We start from the raw sequence: 23177 nt of genomic DNA on the forward strand, positions 1-23177 counted from the left end.
GCAGCCAACATGCCGCACTCGTCGCTGCCACCCCGCAGCGCATCCGACTCTGTACGTTTCGGCCGGTCTCCGGGCTGGTGCGTTGGTCCGGTTGACCGGACATGTGGAACGCCTTCCCAGGACGTTGTCGTCCCAGTGGCACAGGTTCCACAGACTCGCACTTACCGTTGCGGGGGCAGCACAGGCATTGCATCCATCGGGGGATGGCGCGCACCTGTTTCCCGTTTAACCCAGGGCGTGACCGACCTGGGCACCGATAACGTGGTTACCGCCTCTTGGGAGGCAGTGGACGGCGATGATACCGGGCTTCCCGCCCGCACGGGTTGCGCGGCGCAGGTGCCCGCAGCGCTGGGACGTGCATCCAGGTTGTGGCGTGACAGGGGGTTTGCTGAAAGTTGGTGCTTGCACTGTGTGGGCGCGCCCGCGGCATCACCGCGCGCACGGAGCCTGTGGCGTGGGGCGTGTGTCCAGCGCGCTCAGCGCGAATGCACCACGCTGGCGTCGATCTCGCCATACACGGTGATGCCGCTGCCGCTGCGGGCGCTGGTGTCCGAGGGCTGGTAGTACTGCGCGCGCTGGGCGCAGCCACCCAGGGCCAGTGCAAAGCACAGGGCGGTGGCGCAAAGGGTCATGGTTCTCATGGGCAACTCCTGGTCCAAGGCTAAGGCCTGGGCGGCCGGGGCCGGTAAGCAGAGGTAAGTGTCACCCTGGCAGGCGGGGGTATCCGGGCACAGGGGGCACCGACAGGCCTCCGAAGGCCTGGGTCATTGGACCGGGCGCAATGGGCCGGTCCATCGCCCCGTCCTTGGCCGGGGCCAGCCCGGTCCTGCACCGGGGGAAGTCCGGTGCGCGCAGCCTGCCTGCTCGGTCAGGGGGGCTGGTCAGGCCGGCAGGCACTGCAGCGCGGCCTGGACCAGCTGCATGGTGGCCAGCGGGTCGTCGCAGGCGATGGTGCGGCGCTGGGGCATGCTGCGCAGCCAGGTGATCTGGCGCTTGGCCAACTGGCGCGTGGCGGCAATGCCCTTTTCGCGCACCAGGTGCATGTTCAGTTGCGGGGCGTTCTTGCGGACCTGCCAGTCCAGCTCTTCCCAGACTTGGCGGTAGCCCACGCAGCGCATGCTGGGCAGGTCGGGGTGCAGGTCGCCGCGTGCGCGCAGGGCCTGCACTTCGTCGATGAAGCCGGCGTCCAGCATCGCCTGGAAGCGCTGGGCGATGCGGGCGTGCAGCCAGGCACGGTCGCTGGGTTCCAACGAAAACAGCGTGCAATCAAAGGCGGGCTGTGCGTCTTCAGCTCTCTTTTTTGCTTGGTGAAAGCTGGACAGTGGCTGGCCGGAGATGTGCCACACCTCCAGCGCACGCTGGATGCGCTGGCTGTCGCCGGGCGCCAGGCGGGCGGCGGTTTCCGGGTCCACCTGGGCCAGTTCGGCATGCATGGCAGGCCAGCCGATGCTGGCGGCCTGGGCGTCTAGCCGGGCGCGCACCTCGGGGTCGGCGGCAGGCATGTCGTCGATGCCGTCGAGCAGCGCCTTGAAATACAGCATGGTGCCGCCCACCAGCAGCGGGATGGCGCCGCGTGCGCGGATCTCAGCGACCAGGCGCTGGGTGTCCTGCACGAACTCGGCCGCGCTGTACGACTGCAGCGGGTCGAGGATGTCGATCAGGTGGTGGGGCACGGCGGCCCGCTCCTGCAGGCTGGGTTTGGCGGTACCGATGTCCATGCCGCGGTAGACCAGGGCCGAGTCCACGCTGATGATTTCACTGGGTTGGCCGCGCTGGGCCAGGACGGCGGCCAGGGCCAGCGCGCCGTTGGTTTTACCGGAAGCCGTGGGGCCTGCAATCGCAATGCAGGGCAGAGGGTGGGGGGACGCAGTCAAGGCAGGGGGCAGGAAAGGGTTGAAGCCAGCCCGGCGCGCATCAGGCCGAAGTGGCCGCGCCGGGGGCGCCGTAGCGGCGCACCAGCGTCCATGATGCCAAGGCTGCGGCCAGGCACCACAGGCCCAGGCCGAAAACCAAGGGGTACACAGTGCCATTGAAGCTGCGGCCCAGCACCTGCCCGGTGGCAAAGGCGCACACCATCATGATGAAGCCGTTGAGCGCCGAGGCCGTGCCCGCCGCCTGCGGAAAGCTGCTGACCGCGCCGCTTTGCCCGCAGGGCTGCTGGATGCCGTGGGCCACCGGGTACAGCATGCACACCGCAGCATAGGCCAGGCCGCTGCGCACGCCGGCCCAGGCCAGCGCCGCCAGCAGCACGGCGCACAGCAGGGCCAGGCCGCCGGCCACGGCCACGGTGCGGCGCACGCCCCAGCGCACCAGCAGGCGGCGGCACAGGATGGTGCCACCGATGTAGACCATGCCGTTGGCGGCCAGCAGCAGGCCGATGTCCTGTGCGCTCCAGCCCAGCACGCCCATGAACACGAAGGGCGAGCCGGTCAGGAACACCACCAGCCCGGCGAACGAACAGCTGGTGGTGGCCGTGTAGGCCAGGAAGGTGGGGTGGCTGAGGATGCGGCGCCAGTTCTGCCACAGCAGCCGCGGGCGCAGGGCGTGCGGGTTGAAGTGCTGCACGCTTTCCTGGAAATGCAGCCACACCAGCAACCAGGCCCCGCTGCCGGCCAGCGCCAGGGTGACCATGGTGGCGCGCCAGCCCAGGTGGGTGGCCAGCAGGCTGCCCAGCAGCGGGCTGCTGCAGGCCAGCACGCCCAGGCCAGTCAGGGCCTTGGACATGGCCTGCGCCCCTTCGACGGGCTGGTACAGGTCGCGCACGATGGCGCGCGCCGCCATGACGGCCGCGCCCAGGGCGGCGCCCTGCAGCACCCGCAGCACGATGAGGCTGTGCATGTCGGGCGCCAGCGCGCAGCCCACGGCCGCCAGCACGTACAGGCCGATGCCGGTCAGCAGGATGGGGCGGCGGCCCCAGCGGTCGGACAGCGGGCCCCACAGCAGCTGCGAGCCGCCAAAGGCCAGCAGCAGTGCGGTGAAGGTGGTCTGGGTCTGGGCCACGCTGGCGCCCAGCTGTTCAGTCAGCAGGGGCAGGGCCGGCAGGTACAGGTCGGTCGTCAGCGGCTGCAGGCCCAGCAGCAGGGCCAGCATGGCGATGACGAACACGGGGGACATGGCCGCGCGTGGGGCGGCGGAGGGGGAAACAGAAGACACGAACAACCAGTGCGAAGTGAAACCAACGGGCGGCAGGCCATGGGGACCGGCCGCCGCGCAGGTTAGCAGTTGCACCTGGGCGTGGTGTCGCTTGTTTAAGACAGTGGCAAAAAATGCCGCTGGCGCTTGCCAGGTAAGCGCGAACAGCTATGGATTTTTAGGCGCCAACCACGCGGCCAGGGCGGCGCGGTACTGGGCCTGGCCCAGGCTGTTGGTGTTGTGGTGCGTGCCGCCTTGCACCAGCACCCACTGCTTGGGCGGCACGGCGGCGTCGTACAGCTGCTGGCCCAGGGCCGGGGGCACCAGCGTATCGGCGCTGCCGTGCACCACCAGCAGCGGCGCGCCGATGTGGGCCACCTTGTCCAGCGAGTCGAATTTCTGCGTGATCAGCGGCCCCAGCGGCAGCCAGCCCCACTGGAAGTTGCGCGCCATGTCCCGGATGTTGGTGAAGGTGCCTTCCACCACTAGGCCCTGTTCGTCGTCGACGCGCGTGGCCAGGTCGATGGCGATGGCCCCGCCCAGCGAGTGGCCGAAGATGAAGCGTGGCGCCTGGGGGTGCTGTTGCGCCAGCCAGTGCCAGGCGGCCAGCGCGTCTTCGCGGGCGCTGACCTCCGAGGGCAGGCTGGCCGGCTGGGTCTGGCCGAAGCCGCGGTAGTCGATGGCCAGCACGGCAAAGCCCAGGGCGTGCATGTGGCGCATGCGCAGGGTGGAGCCGGTGACGTTCCAGCGCGCGCCGTGCAGGTACAGCAGCACGGGTGCGCGGGGATTTTTCTGGGCGAGCCACAGGCCGTGCAGGCGCACGGCCTGCTGGTCAGCTTGGCTGTGGAAGTCGATCCACACGTCCTGCATGCCCGCCATGTCGGCACGCTGCCAGACGCGGTCGCTGGGCTGGAAGATCATGGCGCGCTGCTTGGCATCCAGCGCAGAGCAGCCGGCCACGGACAGTGCGGTGGCGACGGCGGTGGCCCAGATCAGGTGGCGCAGTTTCATGGTGGTGGTGACGCAAAACAGGGTGGTTTGGGACTATGCTTGCCGGCAAGCTTGCGCGCGGCCGTGCAGGCGTTGACCAAGGATGAATGTGACCATGCTGATCGGGCTTGCTGCCAACCGACTCCATCACCAGACCGAGGACGCTGCGCTGTTCGCACTGCTGCGCGCCATCGAACCCGGCATCCGTGAGCTGCAGCTGGGCCTGCATGCCGTGGGCCGCACCTATGATGCCATCGCGGCGGCCGACATGCTGCACCGATACCCCCAGCTGGTGCGCTACCCCTATGGCCGCGAGGGCGGGCTGATGAAGCTGGTGGCCGAGGTGGTGGGCATGGGCGACGGGCGCACGCTGGACGCCGCCATCTACCTGACCGACCCGGTGGACCCGTCCTCCATCTTCCCCGAGGCGTTGGCCCTCAAGCGCCAGTGTGTGATCCACGGCAAGGCCTTTTTGTCCACGGTGGCCAGTGCGCGCGACTGGATCGAGATGGAGCGCATCCATGCCGGCCTGTCCCAGGATCGCAATGCCGACCGTTTCCACGACTACGAGAACCAGACCCTGGCGCTGATTGCCCACGATGCGCTCAAGCCGCAGATGCTGGAGTTCGTGGCGCAGAACTTTGCCCTGCTGTCGCGCTTTCGCCGCCGCGTGGGCACGGGCACCACGGGCCAGAAGCTCAACGAACTGGCCTGGAGCAAGGGCTGGCCGCAGGACCGGCCCTGGGTGGACCGCTACAACAGCGGCCCGCTGGGGGGCGATGCGCAGATTGCCGACCTGGTGCTGGAGCGCCGCTGCCAGCGCGTGATCTTCTTCGAAGACCCGCACGTGGCGCGCCAGCACGAGGCCGACATCCAGCTGCTGGAGCGCGCCGTGACCACGGTGACGCACGAAGCGGTCTGCACCACCACGCTGAAGGTGGCGCAGCGCTGGTGCGATGCCGCCTTGCTGCGCGCCTGAGCGTTTACGCCCCAAACCATCAAAAAAGCAGCCCGCAGGCTGCTTTTTTTGTGGGGACGCCCGCTGTGGGCTGGCCTCAGAAGTGGTGGCGGATGCCCACCGACAGCGACTTGCGGTCTTCGTCTGCGGCCAGGTCCTCGGCGGCGAAGTGCGCGCCGTGGCGGTTTTGCAGCACGGTGTAGAAGGCGTAGAGCTTGGTGCGCGCGCTCAGGTGGTGGTTGTAGCCCACGGTCCACTGGTCGGCCTCGGCCTGGCCGGGGGCGTTGGCGTGGCCGAAGTTGGCGTGCAGTTCGCCGGCGCCCATCGCATAGGCCACGGCGGCGCGGCTCACCTGGGTCTGGGCCTGCACCCCGGCGACCAGGTCCTGGCTGCGCTGGTGGTAGCCCGAGATGGTCCAGTCGCCCTGGGTCCAGGTGGCACGCACAGCGTACTGCCGGGCATCGGCCCATGCGCCGTAACCGGCGCCGAAGGACCAGGGCCCGCGTTCGTAGTTGGCGGCCAGGTCATACGCGTTGTGGCCCTGGTGGGCGGCGTCGCGTTCGTGGAAGCTGACGGTGGATTCCAGCGTCAGGCCGTGCCGTGTGGGCGACTTGTAGCCCAGGCGGCTGGCGGCGTTTTCCACACCGGCGTACAGCGCATCGGCGCTGATGCCGTAGTCCTCGTTGTGCAGGCTGGTGCGGTCGGCCACGGCGTAGTACGAGGGGTTGAAGAAGCGGCCCATGCGCACGGTGCCGAATGCGCCTTTCAGGAACACTTCGCTGCGGTTGCTGAAGAAGCTGCCGGCCTGGCTGGTGGCGCCGTCATCGGTCTGGATGGCGCTTTCCAGCACGAAGCCGGCCTTCAGGCCCTGGCCCAGGGCTTCTACACCCTTGAAGCCGAAGTAGGCGTCGCTGCTGTTCAGGCCGTGCACGCGGCGGTGGCCGGTCTGGGTGGATTCCAGGGCCGTGTCCAGACGGCCGTAGAGGGTGACCGCGCTGGCATCGGCCAGGGCGGCGGTGGCGAAGGCGAACAGGCCGCAGGCGGCCAGGGTCTTGGGGGAAAAAACTGTCACGTCACACTCGGAAAAAGCAAAGCCGGGCCTGGGCCCGGCAAACGATCACGCACACCGCGGCGGGATGGGCCACGGTGTGGGAGGCACGCAGGCAGAGCGTGGGGTCTGGCTGGTGTGGGCGGCGTTTATACCTGCAGCGGTTCAACCCAGGGGCGTTCTGCGGAATGAAAACCATAGCTGCCTGTGCCCATAGGGCAAGGGCTGAAGGCCTTTTTTGGCGGATGCCTGCTGTGGTGTGCGGCCCAGTGCCGTTGGGCACCCGGCGGGGGGTGAGAGCCTTCCGCCCCCGGCTGGCGCTGGGCGTGCGGTTGGGAGCTGGCGCTGTGCCCGCGTTCGACCTCAGACCCTGGTGCGGGCCACCGGTGCCCCTGTGCGGGGCACCGGCACCCGGGGGCGCTGGCTCAGCTGCGCTGGGGCTCCAGCGTCTGCGTGTGGAGCGACTGGCCGTTCAGGTCTTTGAGCGTCACGGTCAGCGCCTGGCTGCGGTGGTCGATGTCCAGCTGGCCAAAGAACTGGTAGCCCTCGCTGGGCGCGGCATTCGGGCGAGGCGAGGCCTTGCTGTAGACCACCTGCAGGCCAAAGGTCTTGTCGGCCTCGTTGGGGCCGAAGGTGCCGGCGTTCAGCGGGCCGGAGACGAATTCCCAGAACGGATCGAAGTCCTGGAACTGCGCGCGCTCGGGGCTGTAGTGGTGGGCGGCGGTGTAGTGCACGTCGGCCGTCAGCCAGACCACGTTCTTCACGCCCGCATCCTTGATGCCCTTGAGCAGGCGCGCCATCTCCAGCTCGCGCCCCTTGGGCGTGCCGTGCTCGCCGTTGGCCACGGCCTCCCAGCGCGAGACACCTTGTTCATCCTTGCCATCGGGCACAAACAGGCCGATGGGCATGTCGCAGGCAATCAGCTTCCAGGTGGCCTGGCTGGCCTTGAGCCCCTGGATCAGCCACTCGATCTGCGGGCGGCCCAGCAGGTCGGTGTCGGCACTTTCCTGGGTTTGCAGATTGGTGGTGTTGGGGCCGCGGTAGCTGCGCATGTCCAGCACAAACACATCGGCCAGCGGGCCTTGCGGCAGCACGCGGTAGATGCGCTGGGACTCGGCCGCCCCAAACGGGCGGATGGGCGCGTACTCCATGAAGGCGCGCTGGCCGCGGGCGGTGAGCAGCTCGACGTTCTTCTCGGTGTAGGCGGCGTTGCCCAGCAGGCTTTTGCTGCTGGAGTAGTTGTTGGTGACCTCGTGGTCGTCCCACTGCCAGATCTGCGCCACTTCGCTGCCGAAGGCGCGCACATTCGCATCCATCAGGTTGTAGCGGTAGCGGCCCCGGTATTCATTCAGGGTTTCGGCCACCTTGGCGACTTCGGGCGTGACCAGGTTCTTCCACAGCGTGCCATCGGGCAGGCGCACTTCGGGCAGGATGGGGCCGTCGGCGTAAATGGTGTCGCCGCTGTGCACGAACACGTCGGGGTTGGTCTGGCGCATGGCTTCGTAGATGCGCATGCCGCCAAAGTCCTCGTTGATGCCCCAGCCCTGGCCGGCGGTGTCCCCGCTCCACACCAGGCGCAAGCCCTTGCGCGCCGGCTGGTGCGCGGCCTGCGGGGTGCGGAAATGGCCCTGCTGCACCGGCGAGCGCACGTTGGCGCTGGCAAAGTCTTCCAGCGTGACGCGGTAGAAAATGTCCTGGCCGGCCGGCAGGCCCTGCAGGTCGATGCGCCCCGTGCCGTCGCTGCTGGCCAGCAGGTCGGGGCCGCGCACGCGCTGGCTTTGGGCAAAGCTGGCGGTGGTGGACCACTCCAGCCACATGCGGGCATCGCGGCTGGCGCGCGCCCAGACGATGGCGCTGTGGGCCAGCACGTCACCGCTTTGCACCCCCGAGGGCAAGAGGGCGCGGGCGCTGTCGCGGGTGATGGCGGCAGGGGCGGTCTGGGCCTGCAGCACCTGGGGCAGCAGCCCGGTGCTGCCCAGCAGGGCGCCAGAAGTCAATCCCCAACCCATGAATCGGCGGCGTTCCATCGTGTGTGTCCTTGTCGGTCCTGGTGAATAAGCAGCGCAAGGCTAGGCAAGACCTGTGACAAGGCGATGAACGGCGGCGGGCGGACGCGGGCCACAGGCGGGCAACTGCACGCCGGCGGATCGGTGGCGCACTGCGGCCATCAAAAAAGGAACCCGAAGGTTCCTTTTTTGGGGGGGGCAGCGCGCGTCGCGGCTGGCGCTCAGATCACGCCCTGGGCCTGCATGGCTTCGGCCACCTTCACAAAGCCGGCGATGTTGGCGCCGTCGATGTAGCTGATGGATCCGTCTTCGCGCTTGCCGTACTTCACGCAGGCAGCATGGATGCCTTGCATGATCTGCAGCAGGCGGGCGTCGACTTCCTCGGCGGGCCAGCTCAGGCGGGCGGCGTTTTGCGACATTTCCAGGCCCGAAGTGGCCACGCCACCGGCGTTGGAGGCCTTGCCGGGCGCATACAGCACGCCGGCGGCTTCGAAGGCCTTGGCGGCTTCGATGGTCGAGGGCATGTTGGCGCCTTCGGCCACGCAGATCACGCCGTTGGCGATCAGGGTCTGGGCATCGGCGGCGTCCAGTTCGTTCTGGGTGGCACAGGGCAGGGCCACGTCGGCCTTGATGCCCCAGGGGCGCTGGCCGGCCAGGAATTGCACGCCGGGCACCTGGGCCGCGTAGTCGCTGACGCGGCCGTACTGGTGGTTCTTGATCTCCATGAGGGTGGCCAGCTTCTCGGTGGTGAAGCCGTTGGGGTCGTAGACGGTGCCGGACGAGTCGGACACGGTCACCACCTTGGCGCCCAGCTGCATGGCCTTTTCCACGGCGTACTGGGCCACGTTGCCCGAGCCGGAGACGGACACGGTCTTGCCCTCGAAGGACAGGCCGCGGGTCTTGAGCATTTCGTCGGCGAAGTAGACGGTGCCGTAGCCGGTGGCTTCGGGGCGGATCAGCGAGCCGCCGAAGGTCAGGCCCTTGCCGGTGAACACGCAGGCGGCGCTGTTGGACAGCTTCTTGTACATGCCGGCCATGAAGCCCACTTCGCGGCCACCCACGCCGATGTCGCCCGCAGGCACATCGGTGTCAGGACCAACGTGGCGGAACAGCTCGGTCACGAAGGCCTGGCAGAAGCGCATGACTTCCGCGGGGCTCTTGCCCTTGGGGTCGAAGTCCGAACCGCCCTTGCCGCCGCCCATGGGCAGTGTGGTCAGCGCGTTCTTGAAGGTCTGCTCGAAAGCCAGGAATTTCAGCACCGACTGGTTCACCGAGGGGTGGAAGCGGATGCCGCCCTTGAAGGGGCCGATGGCCATGCTGTGCTGGATGCGGAAGCCCCGGTTGACCTGCACCTGGCCCTTGTCGTCCATCCAGCTGACGCGGAACTGGATGATGCGCTCGGGCTCGACCAGGCGCTCCAGCAGGGCGTTGTCGGCGTATTTGGGGTGCTTCTCGATGAAGGGCCACAGCGATTCCATCACTTCCGTGACGGCTTGCAGGAACTCGGGTTGGCCAGGGTTGCGGGTGGCAACGTCTTGCAGGAATTGCTCGAGGGTGGCGTACTTCATGAGGTGGTTCTTTCAGGGCACAAAACAAAAGCGCCGCAGCGCAGCAAAAAATTATGCCAAAAATGTATGCATGTATGCACCAAAACAGGCATGACTTGTAGAAGATTGGTGCATAGATGCCTTGCTGTGGTGCACAGATGCACCAAATTTGTGTTTTTGCAATGTGCGCGCAGAGGGAGGTATGGCCAAGGTGGTCATGCGCTGGATGCTTCTGAATCCATAGCGGTCTGGGCGAGGGTGGTGCCTGGCTTCGTATGCAGCGATGGCGGTCATGGCGTGGCACGAATGGCTGCCTGGCGCGGTGTTGCTATGGATACGGAAGCTGGTGGCGCGCGGCTGTCATGCGGCTGCAACAAAAAAGCGCTTGAAGCCCTGAAGCTTCAAGCGCTGACAGCTATGAAAAATGAGGTGGCGGGCCTGGAGGGGGATGCTGGCCACCGTGCCTGGCCGTGGCCGCGGCCTCAGATCAGCTCGAACGGGATGGCGCCCCACTGGATGGTGTGGGCCGCCAGGCCATAGGCCAGGGCCTGGGCAGCGCTGGTGTCGGTGAGGTGGCGCACCTCGGTCGCGTGCGGCGTGGTGTGGCAGCGCAGCAGCCAGTCGGACGGCGGGGCGTGGCTGGCGGTGTCGGTGATGCAGATCAGCTTGGCGCCCAGCTTGCGCGCGCGCTCGCACAGGTCGGCCATGTCGGCCCGGATGCCGCCCAGGGCAAACAGCACCACCATGTCGCGCGGAGCGATGCGGGCCAGCACGTCCTCGATGGTCTCGCCGGCGGCGGGTGCGCCGTAGACGGGCTTGTCGAGGCCGCTCATGAGGTGGCCGCGCAGCGAGCGCGCCAGCATGTGGTTGTGCTGCAGGCCCACGCAGAAGATGGCCGGTGCCTGGTGCAGGGCCGAGGCCATGGCGTCCATGGTGCTGGCCGGTATCTGCGCCAGCGTGGCGGTCAGGTTGTCCTGCAGCTGCTGCCACAGCAGCGCGCAGTTGGGCGTGCTGGGCGACAGGGCGATGCCGGCGCTGGGCAGCGGCAGGCCGGAGGTGGTGGCCTCCAGCCGCGCGGTGCGGCGCGCCTCTTCGTAGCTGTCGTAGCCCAGGCGGCGGATGAAGCGCGTGACGGTGGCGTTGGACACGCCGGTCAGCTGGGCCAGCTCGCTGGCGCTGTAGCCGGCCAGGTTGATGGGGTAGTCCAGCACCACCTGGGCCAGCTTGCGCTCGGTGGGCGAGAAGCTGTCCAGCGCGGCGCGCACGCGGGCGAAGAAGGGGACGGTGATGGCGTCCTTGGCAGGGGGGAGTGTGGTCGCCATGGTGGTTCAGCGGCCTCGCAGGAACAGGCCGTCCAGCTCTTTCATGCTCAGCTTGCGCCAGGTGGGGCGGCCGTGGTTGCATTGGTCGGAGCGTTCGGTGGTTTCCATCTGTCGCAGCAAGGCGTTCATTTCATCCAGAGTCAGTCGTCGGTTGGCGCGCACGGCGCCGTGGCAGGCCATGGTAGCGAGGATTTCGTTGCGCGCGCGCTGGATCACGCCGCTGGCGTCCTGTTGTTCCAGCTCGGCCAGCACGCTGCGCGCCAGTTCCACCGCATCGCCCTGGGCCAGGGTGGCGGGCACGGCCCGCACGGCCAGGGTCTTGGGCGAGAAGGGCACGACCTCCAGGCCCAGCACGCGCAAGGTGTCGGCATGGGCCTCGGCCGTGGCCACTTCCTGTGGCGTGGCGGCGAAGGTGGCGGGGATCAGCAGCGGCTGGCTGGCGATCGGCTGGTCGTTGCCCAGCTGTTCCTTCAGCCGCTCGTAGACGATGCGCTCGTGCGCGGCGTGCATGTCCACCACCACCATGCCCTGGGCGTTCTCGGCCAGGATGTAGACCCCGTGGATCTGCGCCACGGCGCGGCCCAGCGGCCAGGTGGTGTCGGCGCTGGGGCTGTCCAGTGCGGGCGGCTGGGCCGTGAGCGTGTTCTCGGATTCTGTAGCTGTCAGCGCAGCTGTGGTGGGCGCTGCCGCCGTATTCCATGCCAATCCGGTCGCCGGGGCTGCTGTTGTGCTGGCGCTGGGGGTGGGCGTGGCCTCGCGCAGCGGTGCCCACAGGGCCTGCAGGTCGTTGACCTTGTGGCCCGCCACCTCCTGCAGGGGCATGGCGTACTGCACCTGCGGCGCCATGGGGGCGCGCACGGGGCTGGTGCTGGGCTGCCAACCCAGGCTGGCGAGGGCTGCCGGGGCGTTGGCTTCGGTCAACGGGGCCTGCGCGGCGTCGGCCAGCAAGGCGGCGCGCGGTGCGGCCAGGGCGTCTTCCACGGCGTGCTTGATGGCCTGGTGCACTTCGCGGCTGTCGCGAAAGCGCACTTCGATCTTGGTGGGGTGGACGTTGACGTCCACGCGGGCCGGGTCCATCTCCAGATACAGGGCATAGATGGGCTGCTTGTGGCCGTGCAGCACGTCTTCGTAGGCGCTCTTGGCGGCGTGGGTCAGCACCTTGTCGCGCACGAAGCGGCCGTTGACGTAGCAGTACTGCTGGTCGGGGCGGCTGCGTGCGGCGTCGGGCAGGCCGGCGCGGCCATAGACGGTGATGCCGCTGGAGGCCGAGGTGCGTTGCACGGCGATGGAGTTGGCGATGAAGTCGTCGCCCAGCACATCGCCCAGGCGGCGGGCCAGGGCCTCGTTGCGGTCGGCACCTTCGGTCAGGGGCACGGCGCGCCATTGCTCGACCAGCTTGCCTTCGTGCCAGATGGCAAAGCCCACGTCCGGACGTGCCAGGGCGTGGCGGCGCACGGACTCGATGCAGTGCGCCAGTTCGGTGGCATCGCTCTTGAGGAATTTGCGCCGCGCCGGGGTGCTGAAGAACAGCTCCTTGACCTCCAGCGTGGTGCCGCGGTTGCGCGGCGCGGGGCGCAGCTCGCCACTGCGCGCTTCCAGCAGCCAGGCCTTGTCCTCACCATCCAGGCGCGAGAGGATGCTGGTCTCCGACACCGAGGCGATGGCGGCCAGCGCCTCGCCACGAAAGCCCATTGTGCCCACGTGCTCCAGCTCCTGCAGGTCGCGGATCTTGCTGGTGGCATGGCGGCGCAGCGCCACGGGCAGTTCCTCGCGCGGAATGCCGCAGCCGTCGTCTTCCACGGCAATCAGCCGTACCCCGCCGGCCAGCAGGCGCACGGTGATCTGGGTGGCGCCGGCATCCAGGGCGTTGTCGACAAGTTCCCGCACAACCGAGGCGGGGCGTTCCACCACCTCGCCAGCCGCAATCTGGCTGATGAGTTCATCGGGCAGGTCTTGGATGGCGCGGCGCGGCGCAGCAGGGGCAAAAGCGGTCATTGACCGCATTGTATGCAGCCCCTTAGGGGCGCTGCGGCAAGAGGTTTTCGGGTTCCGCCGGGATCAGCGGCGACGGCGGCGACCATCGTAGTAGTCGCTGTTCTGTCCCACCTGGTTGCCGATCAGGGCGCCGGCTGCGGCACCGCCCACGGTGCCCAGGGTGGAGCCGAACACGGCATTGCCCAGCAGGCCACCGGCCACCGCGCCGACGCCTGTGCCGACCTGGGCATTGCTGGGTGGGCGGTGGGCACAGCCCCCCAGTGCGAAAGCGCCCACAACGGCGGCGATCAAAAATGTGCTGCGAGCTTTCATCATGTGCACCTCCTTGCGTGTCGATAGTCAAACTCAGGCGTGACTGTGCCTGGGTCTGCCGGCGGTTTGCATGAACTTCATGCAAAGTTCTGGACGGTATTGCAAGTATTTGTGGCTTTGGTTTGCAGGTTGTTGCAGCGCTTGTCGGAGTGTGTGTCCGGCAGGGGCATCAACGTCCCCGCCGCGGTCCGCGCGGGCTGCGCATGGGACTACATTAACGCCTTGTTTGGACGCCGGTCCGCACACGGTGCAGGCTGGACTTTGAGGATGTTGTGGTGGAAATCGTCTCGTTGTTGATCGACTTCATTGTGCATATCGACAAGCACTTGGAGGCCTTGGTCGTGGCCTATGGCGCGTGGGTCTACGCGCTGCTGTTCCTGATCGTGTTTGTCGAAACCGGCCTGGTGGTGATGCCGTTCCTGCCCGGGGATTCGCTGCTGTTCATTGTGGGCGCCATGGCCGGGGTGGGCATGCTGCATTTCCCGCTGGCCTGCGGCATTTTGCTGGCGGCCGCCATTCTGGGCGACCAGTGCAACTACACGGTGGGGCGCATGGTCGGCCCCCAGGTCTTTCGCTGGGAAAAGTCGCGCTGGTTCAACCGTGCAGCCTTCGACAAGGCCAATGCTTTTTATGAACGCTATGGCGGCGTGACCATCATCCTGGCGCGCTTCATGCCTTTTATCCGGACCTTTGTGCCCTTCGCGGCGGGTGTGGCCCACATGTCGCGCAGCAAGTTCAGCGTGTTCAATGTGGCCGGCGCCGTGCTGTGGGTGCTGGGGATTGTGTCAGCGGGCTATTTCTTCGGGAATCTGCTGTGGGTGCGTGAGCACCTGGAAACCATCATCTGGGCCTTGATCCTGATCCCGGGTGCGGTGGCGCTGTATGGCGGCTGGAAGACCGGGCGACAGACGCCGCAGGCCTGACCCGCGCACGGGTGCTCAGCCAAACAAAAAGCCGACCTGGGTCGGCTTTTTGTTTGTGCGCTCCTCAGGCGGCGCACGGTCATTTCTGGTCTTGGTTCTTGCCGATTTGGTTGCCGATCACGGCACCGGCTGCCGCACCGCCCAGGGTACCGATGGTGCCGCCCAGCACGGCATCGCCGACGAGCCCCCCTGCCACGGCCCCCACGCCGGTGCCCAATTGCTGGTTGTTGGCGCAGCCACCCAGGGCCAGGGTGGTGGTCAGTGCCAGGGCGGTCAGCCAAGTGTGTGGTTGTTGCATGCTTGAACTCCTGTCATTCACAAGTCCTTGCAGTATCCGGGGCGTGCGCCGTGCCCGGCGTCGGGCGTGCTTGCACAGGCCTGTAGGTCCAGGGAGCCTGTGCCTGCCCCACCTAGGGGCAACCAGCGTTGGGGTGATGGATGTCTAGGCGGCCGGTTGCGCGGGGCGGCACAGCCAGCGGTCCAGCAGCGCGATGACCAGGAACGAAGCGCCAACCAGGGGGAACAACACACCGCCCACAGCCAGCAAGGCGGTGACGCCCCACAGGCTGCGGGCATCCTGCGGCTGGGGAGGCACGCCCCAGCCCTTGGCCGGCCGGCGTTTCCACCACATGGTGCCCGCACTGACGCACAGCAGGACGATGGCCAGGCAGGCCACCACCAGCACGACCTGGTTCACCACGCCGAATTCCTGGCCCAGGTGGAGATTGATGCCCCATTCCAGCCATCGCCCCAGGGGGCCATAGTCTTGGTAGCCCATGTCGACCAGGGGCAGGCCGCTGTACTGGTCGATGTGGATCACACGCTGCTGGTCCAGGTCGTGCGGGTAGATCGAGGCGGAATAGACGCCGGTTGGGCCCTTGGGCGGCTGTACCGTGTAGCCCTGCGCAATCCCCAGGCGGTCGAAGATGGCGATGGCCGCATCCCAGCCGAGGGCACCGTCGGCCGGAGTGGGGGACGGGCTGGCGGGCATGGCTGCGGCATGGCCTGCGTGGCCCGCATGGGCGTCCTGGTCGGCGGGCGCGGGCCCGGACTGCGGAATCTGTGCCTGCTGCAGCGACCAGGCAGTGGTCGTGTGGTCGCTCAGCCGGGCCTGGGACATGGGCACCTGCACGCGCACCCCGGCCGGATAGCCGAAGTTGTGGCCATTGGCCAGTTCATTGGCCTTGGCGCCCCAGAACACCGACCAGGGCATGCCGGTGATCGCCAGGAACAGCAGTGCAGCCCCGACGAAGAGACCGGTCACGGCATGCAGGTCGCGCCAGAACACGCGCTGCGTGGAGGTGCCGCGCACGGACACGACACCCTGGGTGCGCCCGCGCGGCCACCACAGGTACAGGCCGGTCAGCACCAGCAGGATGGACCATCCGGCGGCGATCTCGATGGCGCCCCGGGCGATGCTGCCGAAATACTTCAGGCTGTGCAGCTTGCGGATGGTCCAGGCCACGCTGCCGCCATCGGGCAATGCGCCGCGCACCGTGCCCTCCCTGGGGTCCACATAGACCAGCAGCCGCCCCTGTGCGGTGGCGATGCCGACTTCCGCCGTGCGCCCGGGCGTGGCCGGGCCGGTGTACTTCACGAAGCTGCCGGGGTGCGCGTTCAAGGCGGCGGCGATCAGCTGGCTGCTGGGCTGAATTGGCTGGGTGCTGGTGCTGGCAAATCGCAGTTCCCGGTGGAAGGCATCGTCGATCGTGTCCTTGAACACAAACAGCCCGCCGGTGACCGCCAGCCAGATGAGAAAGGGCAGGACCAGCAGGCCAGCATAGAAGTGCCAGCGCCAGACGGCGCGGTAGACGTCGGTATGGATCCGTGGGCGTGCCGCGGGGTTGGCAGGGGCTGGGGAGGGCGGTGTCATGGGCGATGCAAAGAGGGCGGTGGAGGGAGGCGCAGGCCACAGGGCGTGCGCAGCCTGTGCTGGACCCGTGTGCCAGCCCAAGGTTCCCCGGTGTCCGTCGACGGCCCAGGCGGCACGGCCGTGGCGCCGTGGTCGGACCTGGAGCAGCGGGGCTGCCGCACCCACGGCGGGCGGCCCGCGCCGGCGCGCCTCAGACCGTGCGGGAACGGGCCAGCGGCGGGTTTTTGATGAAGTACTGGCGGATGCCGTCCATCATGGCGTCGGCCAGCTTGACCTGGTAGGTGGGGCTGCGCAGCTTCTGCTCTTCATCGGGGTTGCTGATGAAGGCGGTTTCGATCAGCACGCTGGGAATGTCCGGCGCCTTGAGCACGGCAAAGCCCGCCTGTTCGACGCGGGGCTTGTGCAGCCGGGCAAAGTCGCCGATCTGCGTCAGCAGGGCGGTGCCCAGCTTCAGGCTGTCGTTGATCTGGGCGGTGGTGCTCATGTCCAGCAGCATTTCCTGCACGCCCTTGTCCTGGCTGCGCACGTTCAGGCCGCCGACCAGGTCGGCCTGGTTTTCCTTGTCCGCCAGCCAGCGGGCCGCCGTGCTGGAGGCCCCCTTGTGGCTGAGCGCGTACACGCTGGCACCGGCGGCCGAAGGGCGAGTGAAGGCATCGGCGTGGATGCTGATGAACAGGTCGGCCTGCACGCGGCGTGCCTTTTGCACGCGCACGCCCAGGGGTACGAAGAAGTCGCCGTCGCGCGTCATGTAGGCCCGCATGGGGCTGCCGTTGACTGTGCTCTTGTTGATGCGGTCGCGCAGCAGCTTGGCGATCTTCAGGACCACGTCCTTCTCATAGGTGCCCTTGGGGCCGACGGCGCCCGGGTCCTCGCCGCCATGGCCGGGGTCCAGCGCCACGATGATGATGCGGTCGGTCTTGCGTGCCGGCGCGGGGCTGGCGGTCATGGAGCTGCCCGGTGTTTTGGACGCGGGGGCAGCCGGTGTGGGCGCCGTCGCCGTCGAGGTTGCTGGGGCTGCCGGCGTGGGGGGGGCGGCGTTGGGCTGGCTGTGCTTGGCGATCAGGTCGCCCAGCGGGTCCTGGGCCGGTGCGGAGGGGCTGGGGCTGAGGCCCGGTGGCAGGTCGGGGTGGCTGCTGGCATCGCGCAGCCGCTCCTGGATCAGCGCTTCCAGCGGGTCCACGGGCTTGGAGGGGTAGAGGTCGAACACCAGCCGGTGCTGGTAGCTGGCCACGGGCTTGAGCGAGAACACCTGGGGCACGGCATCCTGCTTGAGGTCGATCACCAGTCGCACCACGTTCGGGCTGTTCTGCCCCACTCGGATGGCCGCGATGTTCGGGTCGTCCGGCCGCACCTTGGCCACCAGTTCCTTGAGGGCGCTGTTGAGCTGCAGGCCCTCGATGTCCACGGCCAGCCGGGGTGGCGATTGGATCAGGGTCTGCTTGGCCACCAGGGGCACATCGGACTCCAGGGTGACGCGCGAATAGTCTTCGGCGGGCCACACGCGCACCGCCATGATGGAGGCGCCAAAGGCGATCTGCTGCTTGCCCGCCAGCAGCAGGGCCAGGCTACCGGCTTGCAGCAGGGTGCGGCGGTTGGGACGGTAGGCGGTGAACAGGGGGTGCGCGGCGTCTTCGCTCATTGGGGCCAGTGCTGCAGCATGCGCCGCCCGCGCTCTGTGCTGGTGCGCAGAGTGACGCGGCGCTGGGTTTCGTCAATTGCTTCAATATGAATAGCTAGGTCCGCTGGCGGTGTCAGCGCAGCAGCCTTTTCCGGCCATTCTGCCAGTTTCAGGCCCTCTGCCGCAAAAATGTCACGAAAACCTGCATCTTCCCATTCGCGCGGATCGTCGAAACGGTAGAAGTCAAAGTGCCAGATGGCCAGGCCCGGGGCTTCGTGCGGCTCCACCACGGCGTAGGTAGGGCTTTTGATGCGGCCGGCCACCCCCAGGTTGCGCAGCAGGTGGCGCACCAGCGTGGTCTTGCCGGCACCCAGGTCGCCGTGCAAGGTGATGTAGGCGTTGCGGGCTTCGGGCAGGGCCGCCAGCGCGGCGGCAAAAGCCGCAGTCGCCGTCTCGTCTTGCCAGGTGAGCACGCGCTCGTCGGCCGGGCCGCTTTCTACAATCGAAGGGTTATGGTGTGCAGCAGTCAATTGGTTCCTTTGATGCAGGACTGGGCCCGCGAGCTGGGATTTTCCCAAATCGGCGTGTCCGGCGTGGATTTGTCGTCTTGTGAGGACGGGCTGCTGCAATGGCTGGCCCAGGGCTTCCACGGCCAGATGCAGTACATGCAGGCCCACGGCCTCAAGCGCGCACGCCCGGCGGAGCTGGTGCCGGGCACGGTCAGCGTGATCACGGCGCGCATGGACTACCTGCCAAGCACCACGCCGCAGGACTGGCAGGCCGTGGAATGGGCGCGGCTGCAGCGCCCGCAGGAGGCCATCGTCTCGGTCTATGCCCGGGGGCGGGACTACCACAAGGTGCTGCGCAACCGGCTGCAGAAGCTGGCTGAGCGCATTGCGCAGGAGGTTGGGCCGCTGGGGCACCGCGCCTTCACGGATTCGGCGCCGGTGATGGAGGCCGAGCTGGCGCGCCGCAGCGGCCAGGGCTGGCGGGGCAAGCACACGCTGGTGCTGAGCCGCGATGCGGGTTCCATGTTCTTTCTGGGGGAAATCTATGTGGACCTGGCGCTGCCCGAGACGGCGCCGGTCACCGCGCACTGCGGCAGTTGCAGCAGCTGCATTGACGCCTGCCCCACGGGGGCCATCGTGGCCCCCCACCGCGTGGACGCGCGGCGCTGCATCTCCTACCTGACCATCGAGCACGATGGGGCGATCCCGCTAGAGCTGCGTCCCCTGATGGCCAACCGTATCTACGGCTGCGACGACTGCCAGCTGGCCTGCCCGTGGAACAAGTTTGCCCAGCGCAGCCTGCTGCCGGACTTTGACGTGCGCGGCGGCATGGTCGGCAGCACCCTGGTGCAGCTGTTCGGCTGGGACGAGGCCACATTCCTGCGCTGCACCGAAGGCAGCCCCATCCGCCGCATCGGCCATGAACGCTGGCTGCGCAACATCGCCGTGGCCCTGGGCAATGCGCTGCGCGCAGAGTCCCAGTCCGATGCCCGGGCGGCGCTGCGCCAGGCGCTGCAGGCGCGGGCCACGCACGACAGCGCCCTGGTGCGCGAGCACGTGCAGTGGGCGCTGGCGCAGGCCGCGGGTGAATAAAAAAAGAGCGGCCTGCGCGCATGGCGCAAGCGTTTCATTAAGGAATAACTGTAAAACGGCCGCTGTGCAAGCGCAGCACGCTCACTTTTTCCATTAATGTGCCAGCAAACCCTGGCGGCGCAGGGCCTGCTCCAGCGCCTGGGCAAAGGCCGCATAGCCTTGCGCGTTGGCGTGCACCTGGTCGGCTCGCAGGCTGGCATCGCCCAGGATGGGTCCCCAGAGGTTGGCGATCAACGGCACCTTCAGTTCCTGGGCCAGCTCCTGGTACAGCGGGTGATCGCTGGGCGTGGCGCCCGCGGCGGCCATCAGGCTGGGCTGCGGAATGGCCACCAGCACCGCCTGGGCGTTGGCCGCCTGGATGCTGCGCACGATCTGCGCCAGGGCCTCGCGCGTGGTGCCGGGCGCGGCCCGGCGCAGAAAATCGTTGCCGCCCAGCCCCACGATCACCAGGCGCGGGGCATGCTCCTGCAGCAGGGCCGGCAGGCGCGCCAGGCTTTGAGCGCTGGTGTCGCCGGAGACCCCGCCGTTGGTCACCTCCCAGCCCGTGCGCTCGGCCAGCAGGCTGGGCCAGTCCTCCCCAGGGCGGGCACCGACGCCGGCGGTCAGCGAATCCCCCAGGGCCAGCACGCTGGCACCGGCCGGCACGGCGGCCACCGGGGGCGTCTTGGCACCGCAGGCCAGCAGGACCGATGTGGACAACAGGGTGAGCAGGGCGGTGCGGCGTGGGATCATGGCGTGGGCAGCAAGGACGTCAGGGACAAGGCATAGGGCAGGCTGAGCACACCGAGGATGGTGGACAGCGTGACCAGGCCGGCGACATACGGTCCGTTATAGCCCATGCGCGCCGCCAGCACATAGCAGGTCGAGGCCGTGGGCAGGGCCGAAAACAACAGCAGCACCAGCGCCTGCTCGCCCTGCAGGCCAAACACATGGATGGCGCCCAGCGCGATCAGGGGCTGGAGTAGGTGCCGGATGCCCAGCACGCCGACGCTCAGGCGCTTGGCGTGCGTGAGCAGGCCCAGCTGCATGCCGGCGCCGGCCGACATCAGGCCCAGGGCGATGGAGGCCGCGCCAATGCGCGCCACCGGCGGCTCCAGCCAGCTGGGCATGCGAAAGCCCAGCAGGTTGGCGCACAGGCCGCAGACCGTGGCGACGATCAGCGGGTTGCGGATCAGCTGGCCCCAGAAGCTGTGCTGGCCCTCGCGCGTCATGGGCCAGACCGCCGCAATGTTGAACATGGGCACGCAAAAGCCGATGAGCACGGAAATGAACAGCAGCCCCTGGGCGCCCGCCAGCCGGTCCGCCAGCGCCAGGCCGATGAAGGAGTTGAAGCGGAACGCCACCTGCGCGGCGCCAGCATGGTCGCGCGTGCTGATGTGGTGGCGCAGCCCGGGCCACCACGGCAGGCTGTAGGCCAGCGCGATGCCCACCAGCCCCGAGGTGACGCCCGCCGCGATCAGGCTGGAGGTGGCGGCCCAGTCCAGCGGACTTTTGACGATGGAGTGGAACAGCAGTACCGGGAACAGCAGGTAGTACACCAGGGCTTCCGCCCCCTGCCAGATGGGGCGGTTCAGCGGGCTGAAGCGGCACAGCAGATAGCCCAGCAAGATGAGGGCAAAGTCGGGGAAGAGGAGTTGGGCGTAATTCACGGGCGCACAGCTTACTCTGGACGGGCGCCGCCGGCGGGTCTGGAGTGTTGCCGCGCTGGCGCGCCGGCGACAGTTCTTAGGTCGCAGGCATGCACAAAGTGTTACCGGGAATCTACTGAGAAAAAAGCCGTTGCCTGCCTGCCCGTTGGGAAAGTGCGTCCTTTAGCATCCAACGCTGCACCCAAACTTACAACATGAGGAGTCCCAGACCTATGAATCGTCGCACCTGCATTGGCCTTGCATTCGCGCTGGTGGGTTCTGCCGCCATGGCACAAACCTATCCCACGAAACCCATCAAGCTGCTGGTGCCGTTTGCCCCCGGCGGCACGACGGACATCATTGCGCGCGTGATGGCGGAGCCTCTGGGGCGTGAGCTGGGGCAGACAGTGATCGTGGAAAACAAGGGCGGTGGCGGCGGCGTGATCGGCGCGCTGGAGACCTCGCGCGCCGCGCCGGACGGCTATTCGCTGGGGATTGCCACGGTGTCCACCACTGCCACCAACCCCGCCATCAATCCCAAGATCCCCTACAACACCCTCACGGACTTCACCCCCGTGATCAACATCGCGGCCACACCGAATGTGCTGGCGGTGAACCCCAAGTTCGGTCCCACCAACCACAAGGATTTCCTGGCCACGCTGAAGGCTTCCCAGGGCAAGTTCTCGTACGCCTCCTCGGGCACCGGGGGCATCCAGCACATGCTGATGGAGCTGTACAAGAGCCTGACCGGCACCTTCATCACCCACATTCCCTACCGTGGCGCGGGCCCCGCGCTGAACGACACGGTGGCTGGCCAGGTGCCCATGATTCTGGACAACCTGCCTTCGGCGCTGCCGTTCATCAAGGACAAGCGCCTGCTGCCGATCGCGGTGGCCGCGCCCTCGCGCCTGGCGGTGCTGCCCGATGTGCCCACCTTCAAGGAAGTGGGTCTGGAGCCCGTGAACCGCATGGCCTACTACGGTATCGTGGGTCCCAAGGGCATGCCCAAGGACGTGGTCGACAAGCTGAATGCCGCCGTCAAGAAGGTGCTGCACGACCCCGCCGTGATCAAGCGCATCGAAGACACGGGCTCGCTGGTGATCGGCAATACGCCGGAAGAGTTTGCCCAGCAGATCAAGGCGGAGTACGAGACCTACAAAAAGGTCGTGGTCGAGCAGAAGCTGACGCTGGAATGAGGGCCTGATCGGTCTCCGGGTACCAAGGCGCTGCCCTATAGGGGCCGCGCCTTTTTTATCGCCCACAATCGCTGACCATGAGTGATGCAACCCTGCAGGCCAGCCTATCGGCCATCGATGATTTCATCGAATCCCTGTTTCTGGAGGATGGCCTGTCCGCTAACACCTTGCAGGCCTACCGCCGGGATCTGGCGGCCTGCGCGCAATTTCTGGCGCAGACCGATGCAGCCTGTACGCTGGATGCGGCGCAGGAGTTGCACCTGCAGGCCTTTTTGCAGGCGCGCCATGTGCAGGGCGTCAAGGCCGTGTCCAGCAACCGTGGGCTGAGCGTGCTGCGCCGCTATTTCCACTGGGGCTTGCGCGAACGCCGCATCCAGAGCGATCCCACGGTGCGCCTGCTGGCCGCCAAGAAGCCACTGCGCGTGCCTCACACCCTGACCCAGGCCCAGGTGGAAGCCTTGCTGCTGGCGCCGGATGTCACCACACCCCTGGGGCTGAGGGACCGCGCCATGCTGGAGCTGATGTATGCCAGCGGCCTGCGGGTGAGCGAGCTGGTGGGATTACAGATGCACCATCTGGACATCCCGGCCGGCGTGCTGCGCACCGAGGGCAAGGGCCGCAAGGAGCGTCTGGTGCCGTTTGGCGAGGAAGCGCAGGCCTGGCTGCTGCGTTATCTGCAGGAGGCCCGCGCCGCCATCCTGCATGGCCAAAGTACGAGTGACCTGTTCGTCACCCAGCGCGGCAGCGGCATGACGCGGGTGATGTTCTGGGTGCTTGTGAAGAAATATGCCCAGGTGGCGGGCATCACGGCCCCGCTGTCGCCCCACACGCTGCGCCATGCCTTTGCCACGCATTTGCTCAACCATGGCGCGGATTTGCGTGTGGTGCAGATGCTGCTGGGGCATGCCGACATTTCCACAACCACCATCTACACGCATGTGGCGCGCGAGCGCCTGCAGCAGCTGCACGCCCAGCACCACCCGCGTGGCTGAGGTGCTTAAGCAGCCTTGATGTGGGTTAAGGCAAAT

General features: G+C 67.6%; 21 protein-coding genes and 1 riboswitch. Of the genes, 5 read left to right on the top strand and 16 right to left on the bottom strand.

Annotation, left to right across the window (positions count from 1 at the left end; genetic code table 11):
- Positions 1 to 43: 43 nt before the first annotated feature.
- Positions 44 to 270: riboswitch (cobalamin riboswitch) on the bottom strand.
- Positions 271 to 476: 206 nt separating this feature from the next.
- The 4 genes from KAQ61_RS02595 to KAQ61_RS02610 all read right to left on the bottom strand — a co-directional run bounded on the left by KAQ61_RS02595 (position 477) and on the right by KAQ61_RS02610 (position 4143).
- Entirely contained in the window at positions 477 to 641 is a 165-nt protein-coding gene (locus KAQ61_RS02595; RefSeq protein ID WP_210930399.1) for a hypothetical protein, read from the bottom strand.
- Between the two features lie 240 nt (positions 642 to 881).
- Positions 882 to 1874, bottom strand: coding sequence for a tRNA (adenosine(37)-N6)-dimethylallyltransferase MiaA (gene miaA / locus KAQ61_RS02600; protein ID WP_244982962.1), 993 nt, complete (start codon positions 1872 to 1874; stop codon positions 882 to 884).
- A gap of 40 nt (positions 1875 to 1914) precedes the next feature.
- On the bottom strand, positions 1915 to 3153 hold the full coding sequence (locus KAQ61_RS02605) for a multidrug effflux MFS transporter (RefSeq protein ID WP_244982963.1): 1239 nt from the start codon (positions 3151 to 3153) through the stop codon (positions 1915 to 1917).
- Positions 3154 to 3300: 147 nt separating this feature from the next.
- Complete coding sequence (locus KAQ61_RS02610) at positions 3301 to 4143, bottom strand: alpha/beta hydrolase (protein WP_210930401.1); 843 nt, start codon at positions 4141 to 4143, stop codon at positions 3301 to 3303.
- 94 nt (positions 4144 to 4237) lie between these two features.
- Here KAQ61_RS02610 and KAQ61_RS02615 point away from each other — a divergent pair, with 94 nt between their 5' ends.
- On the top strand, positions 4238 to 5101 hold the full coding sequence (locus tag KAQ61_RS02615) for a methylglyoxal synthase (RefSeq protein WP_045268023.1): 864 nt from the start codon (positions 4238 to 4240) through the stop codon (positions 5099 to 5101).
- 76 nt (positions 5102 to 5177) lie between these two features.
- On the opposite strand, the gene KAQ61_RS02620 is transcribed toward KAQ61_RS02615, so the two are convergent.
- From KAQ61_RS02620 to KAQ61_RS02645, 6 genes are all read right to left on the bottom strand, one after another.
- A complete protein-coding gene (locus KAQ61_RS02620) occupies positions 5178 to 6152 on the bottom strand; it encodes a porin (RefSeq protein ID WP_210930402.1) in 975 nt (324 codons plus the stop codon).
- 401 nt (positions 6153 to 6553) lie between these two features.
- Positions 6554 to 8155: an alkaline phosphatase D family protein gene (locus KAQ61_RS02625; RefSeq protein WP_244982964.1), complete on the bottom strand. Its 1602-nt coding sequence runs from the start codon at positions 8153 to 8155 to the stop codon at positions 6554 to 6556.
- A gap of 200 nt (positions 8156 to 8355) precedes the next feature.
- Positions 8356 to 9702: an NADP-specific glutamate dehydrogenase gene (gene gdhA / locus KAQ61_RS02630; protein WP_210930403.1), complete on the bottom strand. Its 1347-nt coding sequence runs from the start codon at positions 9700 to 9702 to the stop codon at positions 8356 to 8358.
- A 461-nt stretch (positions 9703 to 10163) separates the two neighbouring features.
- Positions 10164 to 11003: a MurR/RpiR family transcriptional regulator gene (locus KAQ61_RS02635; RefSeq protein ID WP_042415326.1), complete on the bottom strand. Its 840-nt coding sequence runs from the start codon at positions 11001 to 11003 to the stop codon at positions 10164 to 10166.
- Between the two features lie 6 nt (positions 11004 to 11009).
- Positions 11010 to 13007, bottom strand: coding sequence for a DNA mismatch repair endonuclease MutL (gene mutL, locus KAQ61_RS02640; protein WP_420839375.1), 1998 nt, complete (start codon positions 13005 to 13007; stop codon positions 11010 to 11012).
- Between the two features lie 54 nt (positions 13008 to 13061).
- On the bottom strand, positions 13062 to 13310 hold the full coding sequence (locus KAQ61_RS02645) for a glycine zipper domain-containing protein (RefSeq protein WP_042415528.1): 249 nt from the start codon (positions 13308 to 13310) through the stop codon (positions 13062 to 13064).
- 275 nt (positions 13311 to 13585) lie between these two features.
- Here KAQ61_RS02645 and KAQ61_RS02650 point away from each other — a divergent pair, with 275 nt between their 5' ends.
- Positions 13586 to 14233, top strand: coding sequence for a DedA family protein (locus KAQ61_RS02650; protein WP_210930405.1), 648 nt, complete (start codon positions 13586 to 13588; stop codon positions 14231 to 14233).
- A 79-nt stretch (positions 14234 to 14312) separates the two neighbouring features.
- Here the strand turns inward: KAQ61_RS02650 and KAQ61_RS02655 are convergent, their stop codons facing one another.
- The 4 genes from KAQ61_RS02655 to tsaE all read right to left on the bottom strand — a co-directional run bounded on the left by KAQ61_RS02655 (position 14313) and on the right by tsaE (position 18254).
- The gene (locus KAQ61_RS02655; protein WP_042415334.1) at positions 14313 to 14531 is read right to left on the bottom strand and encodes a glycine zipper domain-containing protein; all 219 of its coding nucleotides are present in this window, start codon (positions 14529 to 14531) and stop codon (positions 14313 to 14315) included.
- A gap of 144 nt (positions 14532 to 14675) precedes the next feature.
- A complete protein-coding gene (locus KAQ61_RS02660; protein WP_210930406.1) occupies positions 14676 to 16106 on the bottom strand; it encodes a PepSY-associated TM helix domain-containing protein in 1431 nt (476 codons plus the stop codon).
- Positions 16107 to 16296: 190 nt separating this feature from the next.
- The gene (locus KAQ61_RS02665; protein ID WP_043379386.1) at positions 16297 to 17745 is read right to left on the bottom strand and encodes an N-acetylmuramoyl-L-alanine amidase; all 1449 of its coding nucleotides are present in this window, start codon (positions 17743 to 17745) and stop codon (positions 16297 to 16299) included.
- Positions 17742 to 18254 (bottom strand): tRNA (adenosine(37)-N6)-threonylcarbamoyltransferase complex ATPase subunit type 1 TsaE, encoded by a 513-nt coding sequence (tsaE, locus tag KAQ61_RS02670; RefSeq protein WP_042415341.1) that lies wholly within the window; start codon positions 18252 to 18254, stop codon positions 17742 to 17744. Before tsaE ends, KAQ61_RS02665 begins: the two co-directional genes overlap by 4 nt.
- 12 nt (positions 18255 to 18266) lie before the next feature.
- On the opposite strand from tsaE, the gene queG reads away from it, so the two are divergent.
- Entirely contained in the window at positions 18267 to 19325 is a 1059-nt protein-coding gene (gene queG / locus KAQ61_RS02675; protein WP_210930407.1) for a tRNA epoxyqueuosine(34) reductase QueG, read from the top strand.
- Between the two features lie 93 nt (positions 19326 to 19418).
- Here the strand turns inward: queG and KAQ61_RS02680 are convergent, their stop codons facing one another.
- Both KAQ61_RS02680 and KAQ61_RS02685 read right to left on the bottom strand, forming a co-directional pair.
- Complete coding sequence (locus tag KAQ61_RS02680) at positions 19419 to 20057, bottom strand: arylesterase (RefSeq protein ID WP_210930408.1); 639 nt, start codon at positions 20055 to 20057, stop codon at positions 19419 to 19421.
- Complete coding sequence (locus tag KAQ61_RS02685; protein WP_210930409.1) at positions 20054 to 20974, bottom strand: AEC family transporter; 921 nt, start codon at positions 20972 to 20974, stop codon at positions 20054 to 20056. The genes KAQ61_RS02680 and KAQ61_RS02685 overlap by 4 nt, the downstream gene beginning before the upstream one ends.
- A 212-nt stretch (positions 20975 to 21186) precedes the next feature.
- Between KAQ61_RS02685 and KAQ61_RS02690 the strand changes: the two genes are divergently transcribed.
- Positions 21187 to 22149: a tripartite tricarboxylate transporter substrate binding protein BugE gene (locus tag KAQ61_RS02690; RefSeq protein ID WP_043379412.1), complete on the top strand. Its 963-nt coding sequence runs from the start codon at positions 21187 to 21189 to the stop codon at positions 22147 to 22149.
- A gap of 77 nt (positions 22150 to 22226) precedes the next feature.
- Positions 22227 to 23141, top strand: a complete 915-nt coding sequence (xerD, locus tag KAQ61_RS02695) for a site-specific tyrosine recombinase XerD (RefSeq protein ID WP_210930410.1) — start codon at positions 22227 to 22229, stop codon at positions 23139 to 23141.
- Positions 23142 to 23177 lie beyond the last annotated feature (36 nt).

It is taken from the genome of Comamonas aquatica (genome assembly GCF_018064205.1).
In the GTDB taxonomy this organism is placed as follows: domain Bacteria; phylum Pseudomonadota; class Gammaproteobacteria; order Burkholderiales; family Burkholderiaceae_C; genus Comamonas; species Comamonas aquatica.